The sequence below is a fragment of the Pantoea sp. GM_Pan_3 genome (assembly GCF_026541045.1).
GTDB classification, from domain to species: domain Bacteria; phylum Pseudomonadota; class Gammaproteobacteria; order Enterobacterales; family Enterobacteriaceae; genus Pantoea; species Pantoea anthophila.
The window spans coordinates 1,416,480-1,431,398 of the sequence record NZ_JALNVA010000001.1; the positions used below are offsets into that span (position 1 = coordinate 1,416,480).

General features: G+C 55.4%; 15 protein-coding genes and 3 tRNA genes. 7 read left to right on the forward strand and 11 right to left on the reverse strand.

Annotated features, from left to right (window positions below; genetic code table 11):
• Positions 1-291: 291 nt before the first annotated feature.
• Positions 292-528: a hypothetical protein gene (locus OXR04_RS06750; protein ID WP_223812746.1), complete on the forward strand. Its 237-nt coding sequence runs from the start codon at positions 292-294 to the stop codon at positions 526-528.
• A 111-nt stretch (positions 529-639) separates the two neighbouring features.
• Here the strand turns inward: OXR04_RS06750 and OXR04_RS06755 are convergent.
• From OXR04_RS06755 to uvrY, 6 genes are all read right to left on the reverse strand, one after another.
• Positions 640-726, reverse strand: a tRNA-Leu gene (locus OXR04_RS06755).
• Positions 727-736: 10 nt separating this feature from the next.
• Positions 737-810 (reverse strand) — tRNA-Cys (locus OXR04_RS06760).
• A 40-nt stretch (positions 811-850) separates the two neighbouring features.
• Positions 851-926, reverse strand: a tRNA-Gly gene (locus OXR04_RS06765).
• A gap of 152 nt (positions 927-1,078) precedes the next feature.
• A complete protein-coding gene (gene pgsA, locus OXR04_RS06770) occupies positions 1,079-1,627 on the reverse strand; it encodes a CDP-diacylglycerol--glycerol-3-phosphate 3-phosphatidyltransferase (protein ID WP_009090977.1) in 549 nt (182 codons plus the stop codon).
• Positions 1,628-1,696: 69 nt separating this feature from the next.
• Positions 1,697-3,529 (reverse strand): excinuclease ABC subunit UvrC, encoded by a 1,833-nt coding sequence (uvrC, locus tag OXR04_RS06775; RefSeq protein WP_111208065.1) that lies wholly within the window; start codon positions 3,527-3,529, stop codon positions 1,697-1,699.
• Positions 3,522-4,181, reverse strand: coding sequence for a UvrY/SirA/GacA family response regulator transcription factor (gene uvrY / locus OXR04_RS06780; protein WP_009090981.1), 660 nt, complete (start codon positions 4,179-4,181; stop codon positions 3,522-3,524). The genes uvrC and uvrY overlap by 8 nt, the downstream gene beginning before the upstream one ends.
• Before the next feature lie 430 nt (positions 4,182-4,611).
• Between uvrY and OXR04_RS06785 the strand changes: the two genes are divergently transcribed.
• The gene (locus OXR04_RS06785) at positions 4,612-4,836 is read left to right on the forward strand and encodes a DUF2594 family protein (RefSeq protein ID WP_003849983.1); all 225 of its coding nucleotides are present in this window, start codon (positions 4,612-4,614) and stop codon (positions 4,834-4,836) included.
• Positions 4,837-4,873: 37 nt separating this feature from the next.
• On the opposite strand, the gene OXR04_RS06790 is transcribed toward OXR04_RS06785, so the two are convergent.
• The 3 genes from OXR04_RS06790 to OXR04_RS06800 form a co-directional block, all read right to left on the reverse strand.
• Positions 4,874-5,485 carry an acyl-homoserine-lactone synthase gene (locus OXR04_RS06790; protein ID WP_033736343.1) on the reverse strand — a complete coding sequence of 204 codons (612 nt, stop codon included), beginning with the start codon at positions 5,483-5,485 and terminating at the stop codon, positions 4,874-4,876.
• A gap of 119 nt (positions 5,486-5,604) precedes the next feature.
• Entirely contained in the window at positions 5,605-6,327 is a 723-nt protein-coding gene (sdiA, locus tag OXR04_RS06795) for a transcriptional regulator SdiA (protein ID WP_267372359.1), read from the reverse strand.
• Between the two features lie 1,167 nt (positions 6,328-7,494).
• Positions 7,495-8,190, reverse strand: coding sequence for an extensin family protein (locus OXR04_RS06800; RefSeq protein ID WP_154927877.1), 696 nt, complete (start codon positions 8,188-8,190; stop codon positions 7,495-7,497).
• A gap of 287 nt (positions 8,191-8,477) precedes the next feature.
• On the opposite strand from OXR04_RS06800, the gene cycA reads away from it, so the two are divergent.
• Positions 8,478-9,878 (forward strand): D-serine/D-alanine/glycine transporter, encoded by a 1,401-nt coding sequence (cycA, locus tag OXR04_RS06805; protein WP_046101562.1) that lies wholly within the window; start codon positions 8,478-8,480, stop codon positions 9,876-9,878.
• Positions 9,879-9,922: 44 nt separating this feature from the next.
• On the opposite strand, the gene OXR04_RS06810 is transcribed toward cycA, so the two are convergent.
• Positions 9,923-10,897, reverse strand: coding sequence for a metal-dependent hydrolase (locus OXR04_RS06810; protein WP_267372362.1), 975 nt, complete (start codon positions 10,895-10,897; stop codon positions 9,923-9,925).
• 38 nt (positions 10,898-10,935) lie between these two features.
• A complete protein-coding gene (gene rutR / locus OXR04_RS06815; RefSeq protein WP_009090993.1) occupies positions 10,936-11,571 on the reverse strand; it encodes an HTH-type transcriptional regulator RutR in 636 nt (211 codons plus the stop codon).
• Positions 11,572-11,877: 306 nt separating this feature from the next.
• On the opposite strand from rutR, the gene rutA reads away from it, so the two are divergent.
• Genes rutA through rutD form a run of 4 tightly spaced genes read left to right on the forward strand, consistent with a single transcriptional unit; the run spans position 11,878 to position 14,901 of the window.
• Positions 11,878-12,969, forward strand: a complete 1,092-nt coding sequence (gene rutA / locus OXR04_RS06820; protein ID WP_111208069.1) for a pyrimidine utilization protein A — start codon at positions 11,878-11,880, stop codon at positions 12,967-12,969.
• Complete coding sequence (gene rutB, locus OXR04_RS06825; protein WP_033736577.1) at positions 12,969-13,682, forward strand: pyrimidine utilization protein B; 714 nt, start codon at positions 12,969-12,971, stop codon at positions 13,680-13,682. The genes rutA and rutB overlap by 1 nt, the downstream gene beginning before the upstream one ends.
• 17 nt (positions 13,683-13,699) lie before the next feature.
• Positions 13,700-14,095, forward strand: a complete 396-nt coding sequence (gene rutC, locus OXR04_RS06830; protein ID WP_009090999.1) for a pyrimidine utilization protein C — start codon at positions 13,700-13,702, stop codon at positions 14,093-14,095.
• Positions 14,095-14,901, forward strand: coding sequence for a pyrimidine utilization protein D (rutD, locus tag OXR04_RS06835; protein ID WP_267372364.1), 807 nt, complete (start codon positions 14,095-14,097; stop codon positions 14,899-14,901). Before rutC ends, rutD begins: the two co-directional genes overlap by 1 nt.
• Positions 14,902-14,919: the final 18 nt, after the last annotated feature.

Below are 14,919 nucleotides of genomic sequence, written 5' to 3' on the forward strand. Positions count from 1 at the left end.
CTGCCCTGCAGGCTGGCTGGTGCCGCCCCTGCACGTGACGTTACCCATTCTGCCGGGAGGCAGCGACGCTATTCCCCCATCCTGCCCCTGTTCATTCTCATTACCCGGCGGCTGACCCGGCAGCGAGAGCGTTACCTGCTGTCCGCCAGGGTCGCAGAAAGTAAAAACCGGCAAGCCGGACTTTCGGGACAGGGTTATTCAGCTACCCTTAAGTTTCAGGCAGCCTGTTCCGGCGGCACGTAATGGTCAGATTATGCAGAGGTCAACACTATGCCTTCAGGACAATTCTACGTGGTTGATCAACCCGAGCTGAGTTTTACGGCGAATTATCATCTTGATACGGTCAATGACCAACCCTTTCCCTCACGGCTGGTGCTGGAGATCCAGAAGTCGGTTCAGCCCACCGACGCCTTTGCGACTTTCAGCATCGGACATGAAGTGACGTTTGTGTCATCCAGTGGTGAGGCACAGCGGATGGTGCTGATCAGTGACACGCCAGATGAACTGGTGTTCAGCTCGCGTGGCTGAGGGGATGCAGGCAGAAAACAGAATCTGTGCGGTATCACAGGCACAAAAAAACCGCCCTTATGAGGCGGTCATACGACACTGCTTATCATTGATTTTATTGGTAAATCGATATGGTGCCCGGGGCGGGACTTGAACCCGCACGACCTTACGATCGAGGGATTTTAAATCCCTTGTGTCTACCGATTTCACCACCCGGGCCGGGTATAACTGGAGGCGCGTCCCGGAGTCGAACCGAGGTACACGGATTTGCAATCCGCTGCATAGCCACTCTGCCAACGCGCCTTAAACTGATGTGCCGCCAGGTTAACCTGACCTGCGAATCTGGAGCGGGAAACGAGACTCGAACTCGCGACCCCGACCTTGGCAAGGTCGTGCTCTACCAACTGAGCTATTCCCGCAATTTTCAGCAATTTCGTCGAACCTGCTGATTTTACTTATCTTCTGACAGACACGCTGCCTTTCGATGCGTTGCATTCTACTGACCTGACGCGATGAGTCAATAAAATTATCCTCACCGCCTGTCCGTTTGCTGCTTTTTAAATCGTATCGATCACGGTTCGAGCAGATCGCCGCGCGCCGCGCTTAAATACTGGAACATTGACCAGAAAGTCAGCACCGCAGCCACATACAACGCGACGACGCCCACCGCCACAATGGTGGCATCCGGACGCCACAGCAAGGCAAACAGTGAGAACATCTGAGCCGTGGTTTTGACTTTACCAATCCAGGACACCGATACGCTGCTGCGTTTGCCAATCTCTGCCATCCACTCTCGCAGCGCAGAGATAATGATCTCGCGCGCAATCATGGTTGCGGCAGGAAGAGTAATCCACCAGGCGTGGAAATATTCTGCGACCAGCACCAGCGCAATCGCGACCATGACTTTGTCAGCCACCGGATCGAGAAAAGCCCCGAAACGCGTCGTCTGCTTCCAGCGGCGCGCCAGGAAGCCATCAAACCAGTCGGTGATGGCTGCAAAGACAAAAATCAATGCGGTAGCAAGCGGTGCCCAGGTGAACGGCAGATAGAAAGCCAGCACAAAGAACGGGATGAGCACGACTCGAAACAGGGTGAGACACGTCGGAATGTTTAATTGCATATGCCGGTAACTGTCTGGATATAGGTAGAATTTAGCCTATGTTCCTACATTGCCCCCCCCGTTTCAATGCTAGTGTTTCAGTGAGTAGTATATTTTTTCTGCCAGCGCATGAGAGATACCCGGCACATTGGCGATCTCCTCCACCGACGCATTCATCAGCGGTTGCAGGCCCCCCATGTACTTGAGCAGTTGCTGACGTCGTTTTGGCCCCACGCCTTCGATGCTCTCCAGTGCACTGGTGTTCTTTACTTTCGCCCGTTTTTTACGGTGGCCCGAAATCGCATGATTGTGAGCGTCGTCACGAATGTGCTGGATCACATGCAGCGCGGGCGAATCAGGCGGCAGCGAAACGCCCTCACCTTCTGCTTCAAAGAACAGCGTCTCCAGTCCGGCTTTACGATCGCTGCCTTTAGCCACGCCGAGCAGAATCGGCCGCGTCTTATCCCAGGGCACGTCCAGTTCCGCAAAGACCTGTATTGCCTGCGCCAGCTGCCCTTTACCGCCATCAATCAGAATGACATCCGGGATCTTCTCTTCCTCAATGGCTTTGCCATAGCGGCGACGCAGCACCTGGTTCATGGCGGCGTAGTCATCACCCGGTGTAATGCCACTGATGTTATAGCGACGATAATCGGCCCGAAGCGGACCGTTCTGGTCAAAGACCACGCAGGAGGCGATGGTCTGCTCACCCATGGTGTGACTGATATCGAAACACTCCATGCGCGTGATCCGGTCAAGCTCAAGGAACTCCGCCAGCGCCATCAGGCGTTGATGAATAGTAGAGTGCTGAGAGAGACGCGTGGTTAACGCGGTCGCGGCATTGGTGCGCGCCAGCTTCAGGTAACGGGCGCGATCGCCGCGCGGCTTGCTCTGAATGTTAACCCGGCGTCCCGCCAGTTCACTCAGTGACTCTGCCAGCAGCTCGCGCTCTGGCAGGGTAAAGTCCAGCAGGATGTCACCTGGCAGGGTGCGAGCCTCGCTGCCCTGCAGATAGAACTGCCCGACAAAGGTCTGCACCACCTCGGCCAGATCGGTATCCACCGGGACTTTCGGGAAGTAGCTGCGGCTACCCAACACTTTACCCTGACGAATAAAGAGCACGTGAAGACAGGCCATACCGGCGTCGTACGCTACGCCCATGACATCGAGGTCATCCCCCTGATTTGAGACAAACTGCTTTTCAGTAATCCGCCGCACGGCCTGAATCTGGTCGCGCAGTCGTGCAGCCTCTTCAAAACGCAGCCCGGTACTCGCCTCTTCCATGCGTCTGACCAGCTGATTGAGCACCTGATCGTCTTTACCGGCCAGGAACAGGCGCACATAGTCGGTCTGCTGCGCATACTCCTCTTCACTGACCAGCCCGGCCACACAGGGACCCAGGCAGCGGCCTATCTGATATTGCAGACAGGGCCGGGAGCGATTGCGGTAGACGCTGTTTTCGCACTGGCGGATAGGGAATACTTTTTGCAGCAGGCCCAGGGTTTCACGCACCGCGTAGCCATTCGGAAACGGGCCGAAGTATTCGCCTTTGGCATGTTTTGCACCACGGTGCATCGCCAGACGTGGATGGGTATCGCTGCTGAGGAATATGTAGGGATACGATTTATCATCGCGCAGCAGGACGTTATAGCGCGGCTGATAGAGCTTGATGTAGTTATGCTCAAGCAGCAGCGCTTCGGTTTCGGTATGGGTAACGGTGACATCGATGTGCTGGATATTGCTGACCAGCGCTTCGGTTTTGCGGCTGCCGACCTGCGTGCGGAAGTAGCTGGTCAAACGCTTCTTCAGGTCTTTGGCTTTGCCCACATAGATGACGGTGCCTGAGGCGTCATACATGCGGTAAACACCGGGCTTGCTGGTTACCGTACTCAGAAAGGCTCTGGAATCAAAAACGTCATTCACTACTGATTAACGGCTCCGCATTGTAGAGGCCATGTCGAATGGCCAGATGCGTTAACTCGACGTCGCCACTGATATTCAGTTTGCTGAACATCCGATAGCGGTAACTGTTAACGGTTTTAGGACTGAGATTTAACTGCTCGGAAATTTCCGTCACCTTTTGTCCTCGGGTGATCATCAGCATAATCTGCAATTCCCTTTCCGACAAACAGCTGAAGGGAGATTCCGCTTTTTGTGGTTCAATCTGGCTCAGAGCCATCTGCTGGGCGATGTCTGACGCGATGTAGCGCTGGCCGGCATTGACCGAACGAATCGCGTTGATAACTTCCTGCGGCGCGGCCCCTTTACTGAGGTAACCCGCAGCCCCCGCCTGCATGACTTTGGCAGGCAGCGGATTTTCGGTATGGATAGTCAGCATGATAATTTTGATATCGGGGTTGTAGCGCACGATTTTTCGCGTCGCTTCCAGCCCGCCAATACCCGGCATATTCATGTCCATCAGAATGACATCCACCTGATTGGACCGGCACCATTTGGCCGCATCCTCGCCGCAGTTAACCTCTCCGACCACGGCCAGCCCTTTAACATCCTCCAGGATACGACGGATCCCGGCACGGACAAGTTCATGGTCATCAACAAGAAGCACACTGATCAACGGGGAAACTCCAGAGGCTAAAAAGAGGAAGCAATCAGGTAATGTGAGCGGTAATCATACCCGCTTTTGCCCCAAAAGCACATCAACAAAGCAAAACAGTGGACGCATTGCATCATTACCCTCAGCCGGACGTGGCGCGTCGCATCAGACTTTTCTGCTCATCATCAGCATCGTTGCATATTGATTAAATTCTCTGTATTTCAGAAGATTAACAACCGCGTTCGGTAAACCTGTCTACAACGCATTGCTGTCCGCTCCGGGCCAGTCAATCGTGTGATTACTTTCAGCGATTGATTAGTTGTGCTGGACGAAACAGCCTTTAAAGGCAAAGCGGACCGGCACCATCAGCAACTTACCTCCCCTGTGGTATACTCACGCACTGCTGTGCGGACAGATTGCCGACACATTGTCATTCACCAAGGAGAAACTCATGAGCGATGAAGATTTTGCAACTTCCCAGGAAGCCCGGAAATTAGCGGATGAAATCGCGGGGCTGAAGATGATGATCACCCTGATTCTGAAAGGGATGGGTCAGGCTGATGCGGGAAAAGTGATTATTAACATGGAACGCTATGTACAGACGCTGGGCGACAAACCGCAGGCGGAAGTGTTCAGCAATACCATCAAGCAGATTAAAACCGCCTACCGTCAGTAAGCGTGTTGTGTTGCCCCCAGCCGCGGGGGCAATTGACCTAATTATGCGACTGCCAGTTGACCGACACACCCAGCGTCGGCAGCACCTCTTCCGGGCTGAAGCGTCGGGTGCCCCGATACTTCTCTGCCAGCGCAGGCTGAGTCACCGGAATACGGATCGCAAACAGATTATCTTCTGACAGAATCAGGCCGGGTGTGAGTGGCTCATAGACCACCTGATGCTGCTCAAACATCTTCTCCAGCATTGGCGTTGCCGAACTGATGATGTACTCCATGCCGTGCAGTTCCGCCAGCTGTACCGCGTGCCAGAGTATGTTCAGCGGCAGTTCGGCATCCACATCCAGGCGTGCAGAGAAGCGCGACATTTCCCAGACTTTCTCATGGCTGAAGGGCAGCACGATGCCTTCACTCTGCTCAGGCTCAAACCAGGGCATCAGGCGGGCACAGCCGCAGATCCCTGCACGGGCATTCCATGCGATCAGCCAGGTCACATCTGAACGATCGTAGCGATCATACTCCTGTCCTGGCGTGCTCAGGCGCGGGGGAATAGACCACCCTTCGCCGCGCGCAAAGACGCTGTAACGGTAGCTGCCCAGCTCGGCGAGCAAAGAGGATGGCATATCCTTTAACTGCGTTTGCACTATTTTCATCATGCGCCTCTGACATCCCCATGTTGCAATGATTTTTTGCGCCAGCCTGGCAAAGTTCCGGCGCAGGGTAGACAACTGACCCGTACAAAGAAACTGCCAAAGGTGGCAGTTGTTGATGTTCAAATCAGTCCGATTGCGGCTGCATAACAGGCAATCTGCGTTTTATTGGAAACATTGAAACGCTTTTGCATATTTTTTTGATGAAAGTTAACGGTATGTTCAGAGATGGATAAAATAAGTGAAATCTCGACCGCCGTTTTTCCTTCGGCTGTCCATTTCAGAATTTCCAGCTCGCGCTGACTTAACGCATTTTTCAGTACCATCATCGCATCATCGCTAAAGCGTTCCAGCGTATCCAGGCTTAGTTCCGCTAAAAGGTGGAGTTTCACCTCCAGCTCAGCATGGCAGAGCTGGACAGAAATGGGCTGTTGGGACGATATAGATAATATACCAATGACGCGATTTGGTGCCATTGCAGAGCAAGAAAAACCGCTCTGAAGCCCATATTCCCGCGACTCCCGCCACAGGTTGCCTGCGTCAGCAAACTGCGCCTCCGTCCATGCCATCCCCCTCCCGGGTCGCTGACACAAGCTGAGCACCGGGTCCACCGCGTAATAATTCTGCTTCTCATAGCGCTTAACCCATAATGTGGGATAGGTGCTGTATAAATGAATGCGCGGTCGGGTAAATGGCACCGGGTGCTGAATCAAAAAAGCAAAATAATCGAAGCCTAATGATTCCGTAAAATGTTGCAATAACGTCTTCAATTCAGATGAGGTCGTTAATGCCTGAAATTGTTCTTTCACACTGCTTCGCCAGGCGAAATAATTTTCACTACTCATATTGCCTCAGCATTATTTTCACCCGCCCTTCCGATGCTATTCAATCAGACTCATCAGAGAGTTTAAATTTTTCAGAAAAAATGAATATATCGTCAGAGATGAATCCGTTGCCTGATGAAGCGCCTTTTACCTTTCATCGTCATGGCGGAGTGAAAACGTGTCCCTGTCCGGGCAATGTGAGGTTGGTCACGCCATTTTCAATCACACCCTAAGAATAAGATTTTTCTTATAGGATTTCAATGCCTGTCACCTGGTGACACTTTATCGCAAATTTGCAAAGGGAGCGGAAATAATAAATAGCGCTACTGCTTATTGAGTAAATAATGAGTAAACAAGACGTTAATTCAATTCGATTAACGCTGCCTCCCCAGGAACCGCCAACATATTTCTCATCAGGAAATAAGATCGGCGTTTTTAAACCTCTCCGGCATGCAGCTGGCTGCCGGATCATCCAGCCGCCGGGAAACGCGGCGAGGCAGGCGGAGAGGCTCGCTGGCCTGCCGCTGCGGGCTCAGGAGCGCAAATGTTGTGCTGCGTTTTTCTGCAGACCTGCGCCGGTTCTGTTGCTTAAGTTAACCCGCAGCTCCTGACCACCCTCTATTTTTCTTCTGCCACCCGGCGGCTTTTTGCTGTTTATCATCCTGACAGCCTGCAAAAGAAAAGGTCAGGCAAAAACCGCTTCCTGATAAGCCTCACTTATCTCTTCAGCCTGATTTCGATCCCGTTAAAAGCGAAGCGGCTGTTTCAATAGCAGGTTCACCCTTTATCGTAGTTTAGTCAGCAGAATGACATTAAAGGTAGTCACCGGGTTAAACTATCTGAAAAATAATCCTGCCTGTAAAAAAACAGAGATGGCGTCCCAGCGCATTTGTTAATTTTCCCTTCTCATTTCACTTAATTCGGCTGTCTGCATGGTGAAATATTTTCATTCTGCCGCACAGTGACGAGAATTTGATGAGAGAGGAGAAAAAAGGGGAATAGCGCATTTATTCGACGGACAGTTTTACTCTTTAAATAGATGGTACTAAAATCAAATGCCTTAATGTTGTTCTGTCAGCGAATGAATGATTAGCGGCCGGTGCCAGATTCCAGCAGATAACTGGACTGAATTTTTACAGATAGCCGATCAATTATTAATCAAAGATGGTATTAGTCCTGACTGATGATTTACCGGCAATAGCCCGCGCCCCGCATCCCCAGATGAAAATGTGAAGCGTGTGCCGTGTTGTAATCCGGGCCCAGCGCATTGCCAAACACCTCACATCCCCCCCGCCACAAGGTATGCAGCATGGCCGCTTTTTGCCCGGGCTGCTGCCAGTGACGACTGACCTCAAGCCGCTGACCATCCGCCAGCTGGAAGCCGGTCACATCCCAGGCATCGGCGGTGGCATGTTCACTCAATCGCCCCTGCGCGCGATGATAAATGTTACGGCAGGCGTAGCTGCCAACATGCGTAATCCGTACCAGTGGACTCTGCATATCCCTGGCGGTCTGTTGACGACTGCGCAGGGCATACATCGTACTGGCAACCGCCATCGGACAGCTCGCCAGAAAGCTGCTGCTAAGGCTCACCGGACCAAATCGCTGAATGCGCAGCGGGTCGCTGAGGGGACAGTTGCCCGTCACTGCCGGTCGTTCGCTGAACGTCACCCACCCGGCCTGCTGAGCGCGGCGCATCACGGCAAGGCAGGCATCGGGATCGCTGGCCAGCCGTTTCATCTTAAGCTGCGTCATCCAGCCCGGAGGATCGGTAACGGCGAGCGGGGTAAAGGGATTGAACTGCGGTGGCAGATGCTGCTTCAGCCATGGCAGACTCATCCAGCCCAGCGCGATTAACAGCAAAAACAGGATAAGCGTGCGCATAACCCCTCTCGCAGCATGATGATTAGCAAACAAAAAGTGTAGAAGCCAGATTCACGCTGCGCTGTGCAACTGACATAACGTGATGAATCCTTACCCTGGCTGACGCAGGATTAACCAGAATGCGCAACGATTGCTCTGGCTGACCATGGCCGGTGTCACATCAGGTAAAAAACTGTTACCGGCTTTGGGGTGACTTCCTCTATCTTATGCCGACCAGCCCTTCGGGTAAGGCTATTCATTATCAGCCAGCAGAGCTGACACAACATCAAGACAGGAAAGAGTATTCTATGGTCGATCAATCTAAAGATGCCCCCTTGACGCAGGAAGGCCCCGACAAGCTACGGCGCAACCTGCACAACCGACACATTCAGCTGATCGCCATCGGCGGCGCGATCGGAACCGGCCTGTTTATGGGCTCAGGTAAAACCATCAGCCTGGCCGGCCCCTCGATCATTTTCGTCTATATGATCATCGGCTTTATGCTGTTCTTTGTCATGCGCGCGATGGGAGAACTGCTGCTCTCCAATCTGGAGTATAAATCGTTCAGCGACTTTGCCGCGGATCTGCTCGGCCCCTGGGCAGGCTACTTTACCGGCTGGACCTACTGGTTCTGTTGGGTGGTCACCGGCATCGCGGACGTGGTGGCCATCAGCGCCTATTTCCAGCTCTGGTTTCCGGGCTTCTCGATCTGGATGAGCGCCCTGCTCTGCGTGGTGGTCTTTCTGGCGCTCAACATTGCGACCGTCAAGCTGTTCGGCGAGATGGAGTTCTGGTTTGCGATTATTAAAATCGTCGCCATTGTCGCGCTGATCGTGACCGGCATTGTGCTGGTCTCCATCCACTACCCCTCTCCGGGCGGCGGTACGGCGGCACTGAGCAACATCTGGGATCATGGCGGACTGTTCCCGAAAGGGCTCAGCGGCTTCTTTGCCGGATTCCAGATTGCGGTGTTCGCCTTTGTCGGGATTGAACTGGTTGGCACGGCGGCGGCAGAGACTCACGATCCGCATAAAGTCCTGCCACGCGCGATTAATGCCATCCCGCTGCGGGTCATTATGTTTTATGTGCTGGCGCTGATGGTCATTATGGCGGTGACGCCTTGGACCCAGGTGATGGCCGATCGCAGCCCGTTTGTTGAGATGTTTGTCCTGATTGGCCTGCCCGCTGCCGCGAGTATCGTCAACTTTGTGGTGCTGACCTCAGCAGCCTCCTCCGCGAACAGTGGCATCTTCTCCACCAGCCGGATGCTCTATGGTCTGTCACAGCAGGGGGTTGCCAGCCGCGCCTTTGGCCGGCTCTCAGCCCGCGCCGTCCCGACCACCGGTCTGTTTTTCTCCTGCTTCTGCCTGCTGGCGGGCGTGGCGTTAATCTACCTGATCCCGGATGTGATGACGGTCTTCACCCTGGTAACCACCGTCTCGGCGATTCTGTTTATGTTTGTCTGGACCATTATCCTGTGCAGCTATCTGGCCTATCGCAAAAAGCATCCGCAGCGTCATGCGGAATCCGGCTTTAAGATGCCGCTGGGCAAGCTGATGTGCTGGGTCTGCATGGCCTTCTTTGCCTTTGTGCTGGTGCTGCTGACCCTGCAGGATGATACGCGTCAGGCGCTGATGGTGACGCCACTCTGGTTCGCCCTGCTGGGTGTGGGCTGGTGGCTGCGTCATCGCGGCTCACGCAGTCGCTAATTCTGCCTGTCAGAGAGGAAGCCCGGTCAGATGACCGGGCTTTTTTACAGGCGTTCGCCCAGCGCAGAAAAGCTGGCGGACAACGAAGGCCGTTCAGAAGGCAAGCGCTGCGGCCGGGGATCGGGCTGCTGAGGCGTGCCGAGACCAAAGGTAAAGGTATAGTTTTCCCCTTCGCCCATACGCAGGTCAGCTATCGTCGTCTGCCCATCCTGCTCACGCAGGGCATAAAAACCGTGGCTGAACCAGGCGACGCGTTCTGCATACCAGCTGCCACGAAACCCTTTGTAAAGTTCGGGATGACGCGGATACCACGTCACCTGTAGCGGACGCGAAGGCGACAGTAACGACCAGTAAGCTTCGCCATAGCGGTCGCCGTTCAGGATCACACTGCGCCAGACCAGCGTATTGAACGCCGTTGGCGTCACCAGTACCTTATCGGTCGGAATCCCCTGCCCGGTCAGCGACTGCCGGATCTGCCAGCCTGCCACGCCCTGAATCACCACGCTCCAGACCAGATAAAGCGAGCTCAGCGTTAATCCCAGCCGGTTGCCGCGCAGCCCCCGTTCACCGCCACGCCAGAGCGCCACCCCCAGCCCCACCAGCAGCGGCAGCGTATAGAGGGGATCGATAATGTAGATGCTGCCAATCGCATAGGGAAAGTCAGTGAGCGGCAGGCCAAGCTGGGTGCCATACACCGTCATCAGGTCGAGCAGCGGGTGCGTGATCAGTGCCAGCCAGATGGCGGGCCACCACGCCCGCCATGCCACCCGTTGACGACATAGCCCCGCCACCAGCCAGGCAACCAGCGGGGAGATCAGCGTGAGCCAGAGCAGCGCATGACTTTCGGTGCGATGCAGCGTCATGTTGCGTATTGCATCGCCATGATCGATAAAGACATCCAGATCGGGCAGGGTGCCGCAGACACCCCCAACCAGTGCCGCCTGCCAGACCGGAACCCGACGCCCCATCACCGCGACGCTGACGGAGGCGCCCAGTACCCACTGCGAAACAGAATCCATAGATTAACTCCGTTACCGAACCGTGAACCTGGGCGGAATCAGCGTACGCGGATGCCTTCAATGATCATGCGCTGAACGTTCTCGACAGTCTGCTCAAAGAACGCGGCGTCGCTGAGGGTCTGTCCGGTCACCGCCTCCACCTGCGTGGCGAAATCGGCATAGTGCTGCGTTGTGGCCCAGAGCATAAAGATCAGATGCTGCGGCTGGACGCCAGCCAGACGCCCTTCATCAATCCAGCGCTCAATTATCGCCGCCTTATCATCCACCAGTTGCTTGAGGTCGCCCGCCAGTTCCCCTTTCAGCAGCGGTGCGCCCTGCAGCATCTCCAGGCAGAACAGCCGGGAGGCCTGAGGATGATCGCGCGACACCTCCAGCTTCAGCCGGATATAGCGCCGGATAGCCATCAGCGGATCCTGATCGTGTGCCAGCGCGCGCAGCGGCGCCAGCCAGACATCCAGAATCTGTTTCAGCACCGCCACATAGAGCGCCTCTTTCGAGGGAAAATAGTAGAGCAGATTGGTTTTGGAAACGTCTGCCAGCTCGGCCACCTTATCGAGGCTGGTGCCATGAATACCAAACTGCGAGAACAGGGTCAGCGCCGCATCCAGTATCGCCGCTCGCTTTGCCGCCACCGCGCGTGAACGACGCGTTGGCTTTTTTTCATCGGTTTTCACTGCCTTACCTCATCCGTCAGGTGTCATCGCATCATAGCAAAGGGATCTCTGGCTGCCTAACCAGCGTGCTGCACCTTTTTTGCTCAGCCTGCATGGAAAACGTGCAGCGAATTTTGACCAAACGGTCTGAAATGGACCAGTCACTCCACTTTTATTTTTCCTCTTCATTTTAACCCATTGTTATATAAACAATTAAAAATTGTGGCACAGGGTTTGCAAAATTGTGACTGAGCGCAGCCCACAGGGATGAGGCAGGATGCAGTGCCGCGCGTGAAACACCTTTCCCCCATCGCAACGAGGTTTCACATGAAGATAGGCGTCTTTATTCCGATTGGTAACAATGGCTGGCTGATCTCCTCCAATGCACCGCAGTACATGCCAACCTTTGAACTCAATAAGGCAATCGTACTGAAAGCAGAGCATTACCATTTCGACTTTGCGCTTTCGATGATCAAACTGCGCGGCTTCGGCGGAAAAACAGAATTCTGGGATCATAACCTGGAGTCATTCACCCTGATGGCTGGTCTGGCGGCTGTCACCTCACGTATTGAAATTTATGCCACTGCCGCCACCCTGACGCTGCCACCGGCCATTGTGGCGCGCATGGCGTCCACCATTGACTCCATCTCTGGCGGCCGTTTCGGCGTCAACCTGGTCACCGGCTGGCAGAAACCGGAATATGAACAGATGGGTATGTGGCCTGGCGATGAGTACTTCAGCAGCCGCTACGCCTATCTGACCGAATACGTTACCGTGCTGCGCGACCTGTGGGGCACCGGAAAATCGGACTTTAAAGGTGAATTCTTCACCATGAACGACTGTCGCGTCAGTCCGCAGCCGCAGCGCCCGATGAAGGTCATCTGCGCCGGTCAGAGCGACGCCGGTATGGCCTTCTCCGCACAGTATGCCGATTACAACTTCTGCTTTGGCAAAGGGGTAAACACCCCTGCCGCGTTCAGCTCAACCTCGCTTCGCATGAAACAGGCGGCGGAGAAAGCCGGTCGCGACGTCGGCTCCTACGTCCTGTTCATGATCATTGCCGCGGAAACCGATGAGGAAGCGCGGGCGAAGTGGGAACACTATAAAGCCGGTGCCGATGAAGAGGCGCTCTCCTGGCTGACCACCCAGAGTCAGCAGGATACCAAATCGGGCAGCGACACCAACGTGCGCCAGATGGCCGACCCCACCTCTGCCGTCAACATCAATATGGGTACCCTGGTCGGCTCCTGGGCCAGCGTGGCGCGGATGCTGGATGAAGTGGCTCAGGTTGAAGGCACCCACGGCGTGCTGCTGACCTTTGATGATTTCCTGGAAGGAATCGAGAACTTCGGACAGCACATCCAGCCGCTGATGCGCTGTCGCAGCGCCCTGCTGGATGCACAGAAGGAGGTGGCATGATGAATACCGTTTACTGCGCTCACACGCCTGACGTGACTCAGGTCGAACTGCCAGCCCGGCCGGAGCCGATTGCTTTTCCACCCGGTCAGAGTGCGCTGATCGTGGTCGATATGCAGAACGCCTACGCCACTGAAGGGGGTTATCTTGACCTGGCGGGCTTTGATGTTTCCGCCACGCAACCGGTGATAGCGAAGATTCATCAGGCAGTGACGGCGGCGCGTGCCGCAGGCGTGCAGATTATCTGGTTCCAGAACGGCTGGGACAGTGACTATGTTGAAGCCGGTGATGCCGGTTCGCCCAACTTCCACAAATCTAATGCGCTGAAAACCATGCGCAAACGACCTGAACTGCAGGGCACGCTGCTTTCTAAAGGCGGCTGGGATTACGCACTGGTGGATGAACTGGTGCCGCAGCCCGGGGACATTGTGCTGCCTAAATCGCGCTACAGCGGCTTCTATAACACGCCGCTCGACAGCATGCTGCGCAGTCGCGGCATTCGTCATCTGATCTTTACCGGCATTGCCACCAACGTCTGTGTGGAATCGACGCTGCGCGACGGCTTCTTTCTGGAGTACTTCGGCGTGGTGCTGGAAGACGCAACCTACCAGGCAGGCCCGCCATTTGCCCAGCAGGCGGCGCTGTTCAATATCGAAACCTTTTTTGGCTGGGTATCGGATGTCGATACCTTCTGCGAAAGCCTGAAAGCCCCCTGATCACCGAGGATGACGCTATGCCAAAAAGTATCATTGTTCCACCGGGTACCACGACGCCCATCGCCCCGTTTGTCCCTGGCACGCTGGCAGATGGCGTGGTCTATGTTTCGGGCACGCTGCCGTTTGATGCTGACAACAACGTGGTGCATGTCGGGGATGCCGCCGCGCAGACCCGCCACGTACTGGAAACCATTAAAAAGGTGATTGAAACCGCGGGTGGCACGATGGCGGATGTCACCTTCAACTCTATTTTTATCACCGACTGGGCAAACTATGGTGCGGTGAACCAGGTCTACGCCGACTACTTTCCCGGCGATAAACCCGCCCGATTCTGTATTCAGTGCGGGCTGGTCAAACCGGATGCGCTGATTGAGATCGCCAGCGTGGCCCACATTGGCAAGCCGGAGGTCTGATGCAGCTGGATATTCTGGGCCTGCAAAATCCCGATGCACCGACGCTGGTGCTCTCCTCCGGGCTGGGCGGCGTAGCCGGTTTCTGGCAGCCACAGCTGGCGGCGCTGACGACACGCTATCGGGTGGTCTGTTATGACCAGCGCGGCACCGGACGCAGCGCTGACACGCTGCCGGAGGGCTACAGTATGGCGATGATGGCGGCGGAGCTGGCCGATGCGCTGGCGCAGCACGGCATCCTGCGCTTCAGCCTGATTGGTCATGCGCTGGGTGGCCTGCTGGGGATGCAGCTGGCGCTGGATTACCCGGAGCGGATCGAGCGGATCGTGGTGATCAACGGCTGGCTGTCGCTGCATCCCCATACCCGCCGCTGCTTTCAGGTGCGCCAGGATCTGCTGCTGAACGTCGGCGTGGAGGCCTTTGTCCGTGCTCAGCCGCTGTTTCTCTATCCGGCAGAATGGATGGCGCAGCATCAGACGCGGCTTGAGCAGGAGGACAGTCATCATGTCGCCCATTTTCAGGGGATGGAAAACCTGATGCGCCGGCTACACGCCCTGATGAGCGCAGATTTCAGCGCCCGGGCAGCCGCGATCCCGCAACCGGTGCTGGTGATCGCCAGTGAAGATGACCTGCTGGTGCCGTGGAGCTGCTCATCCGTGCTGGCTGCCGCCCTGCCCAACGCCACGGAGCAGAAAATGGCCTGGGGCGGACACGCCATGAGCGTCACCGACGCCGAAACCTTTAATGCCCGGCTGCTGCAGTGGCTGGATCAGACTGATGACGTGCAGCCCCTGCAGCGCGTCGTCTAAGCTTTTGCGGAGAAGATT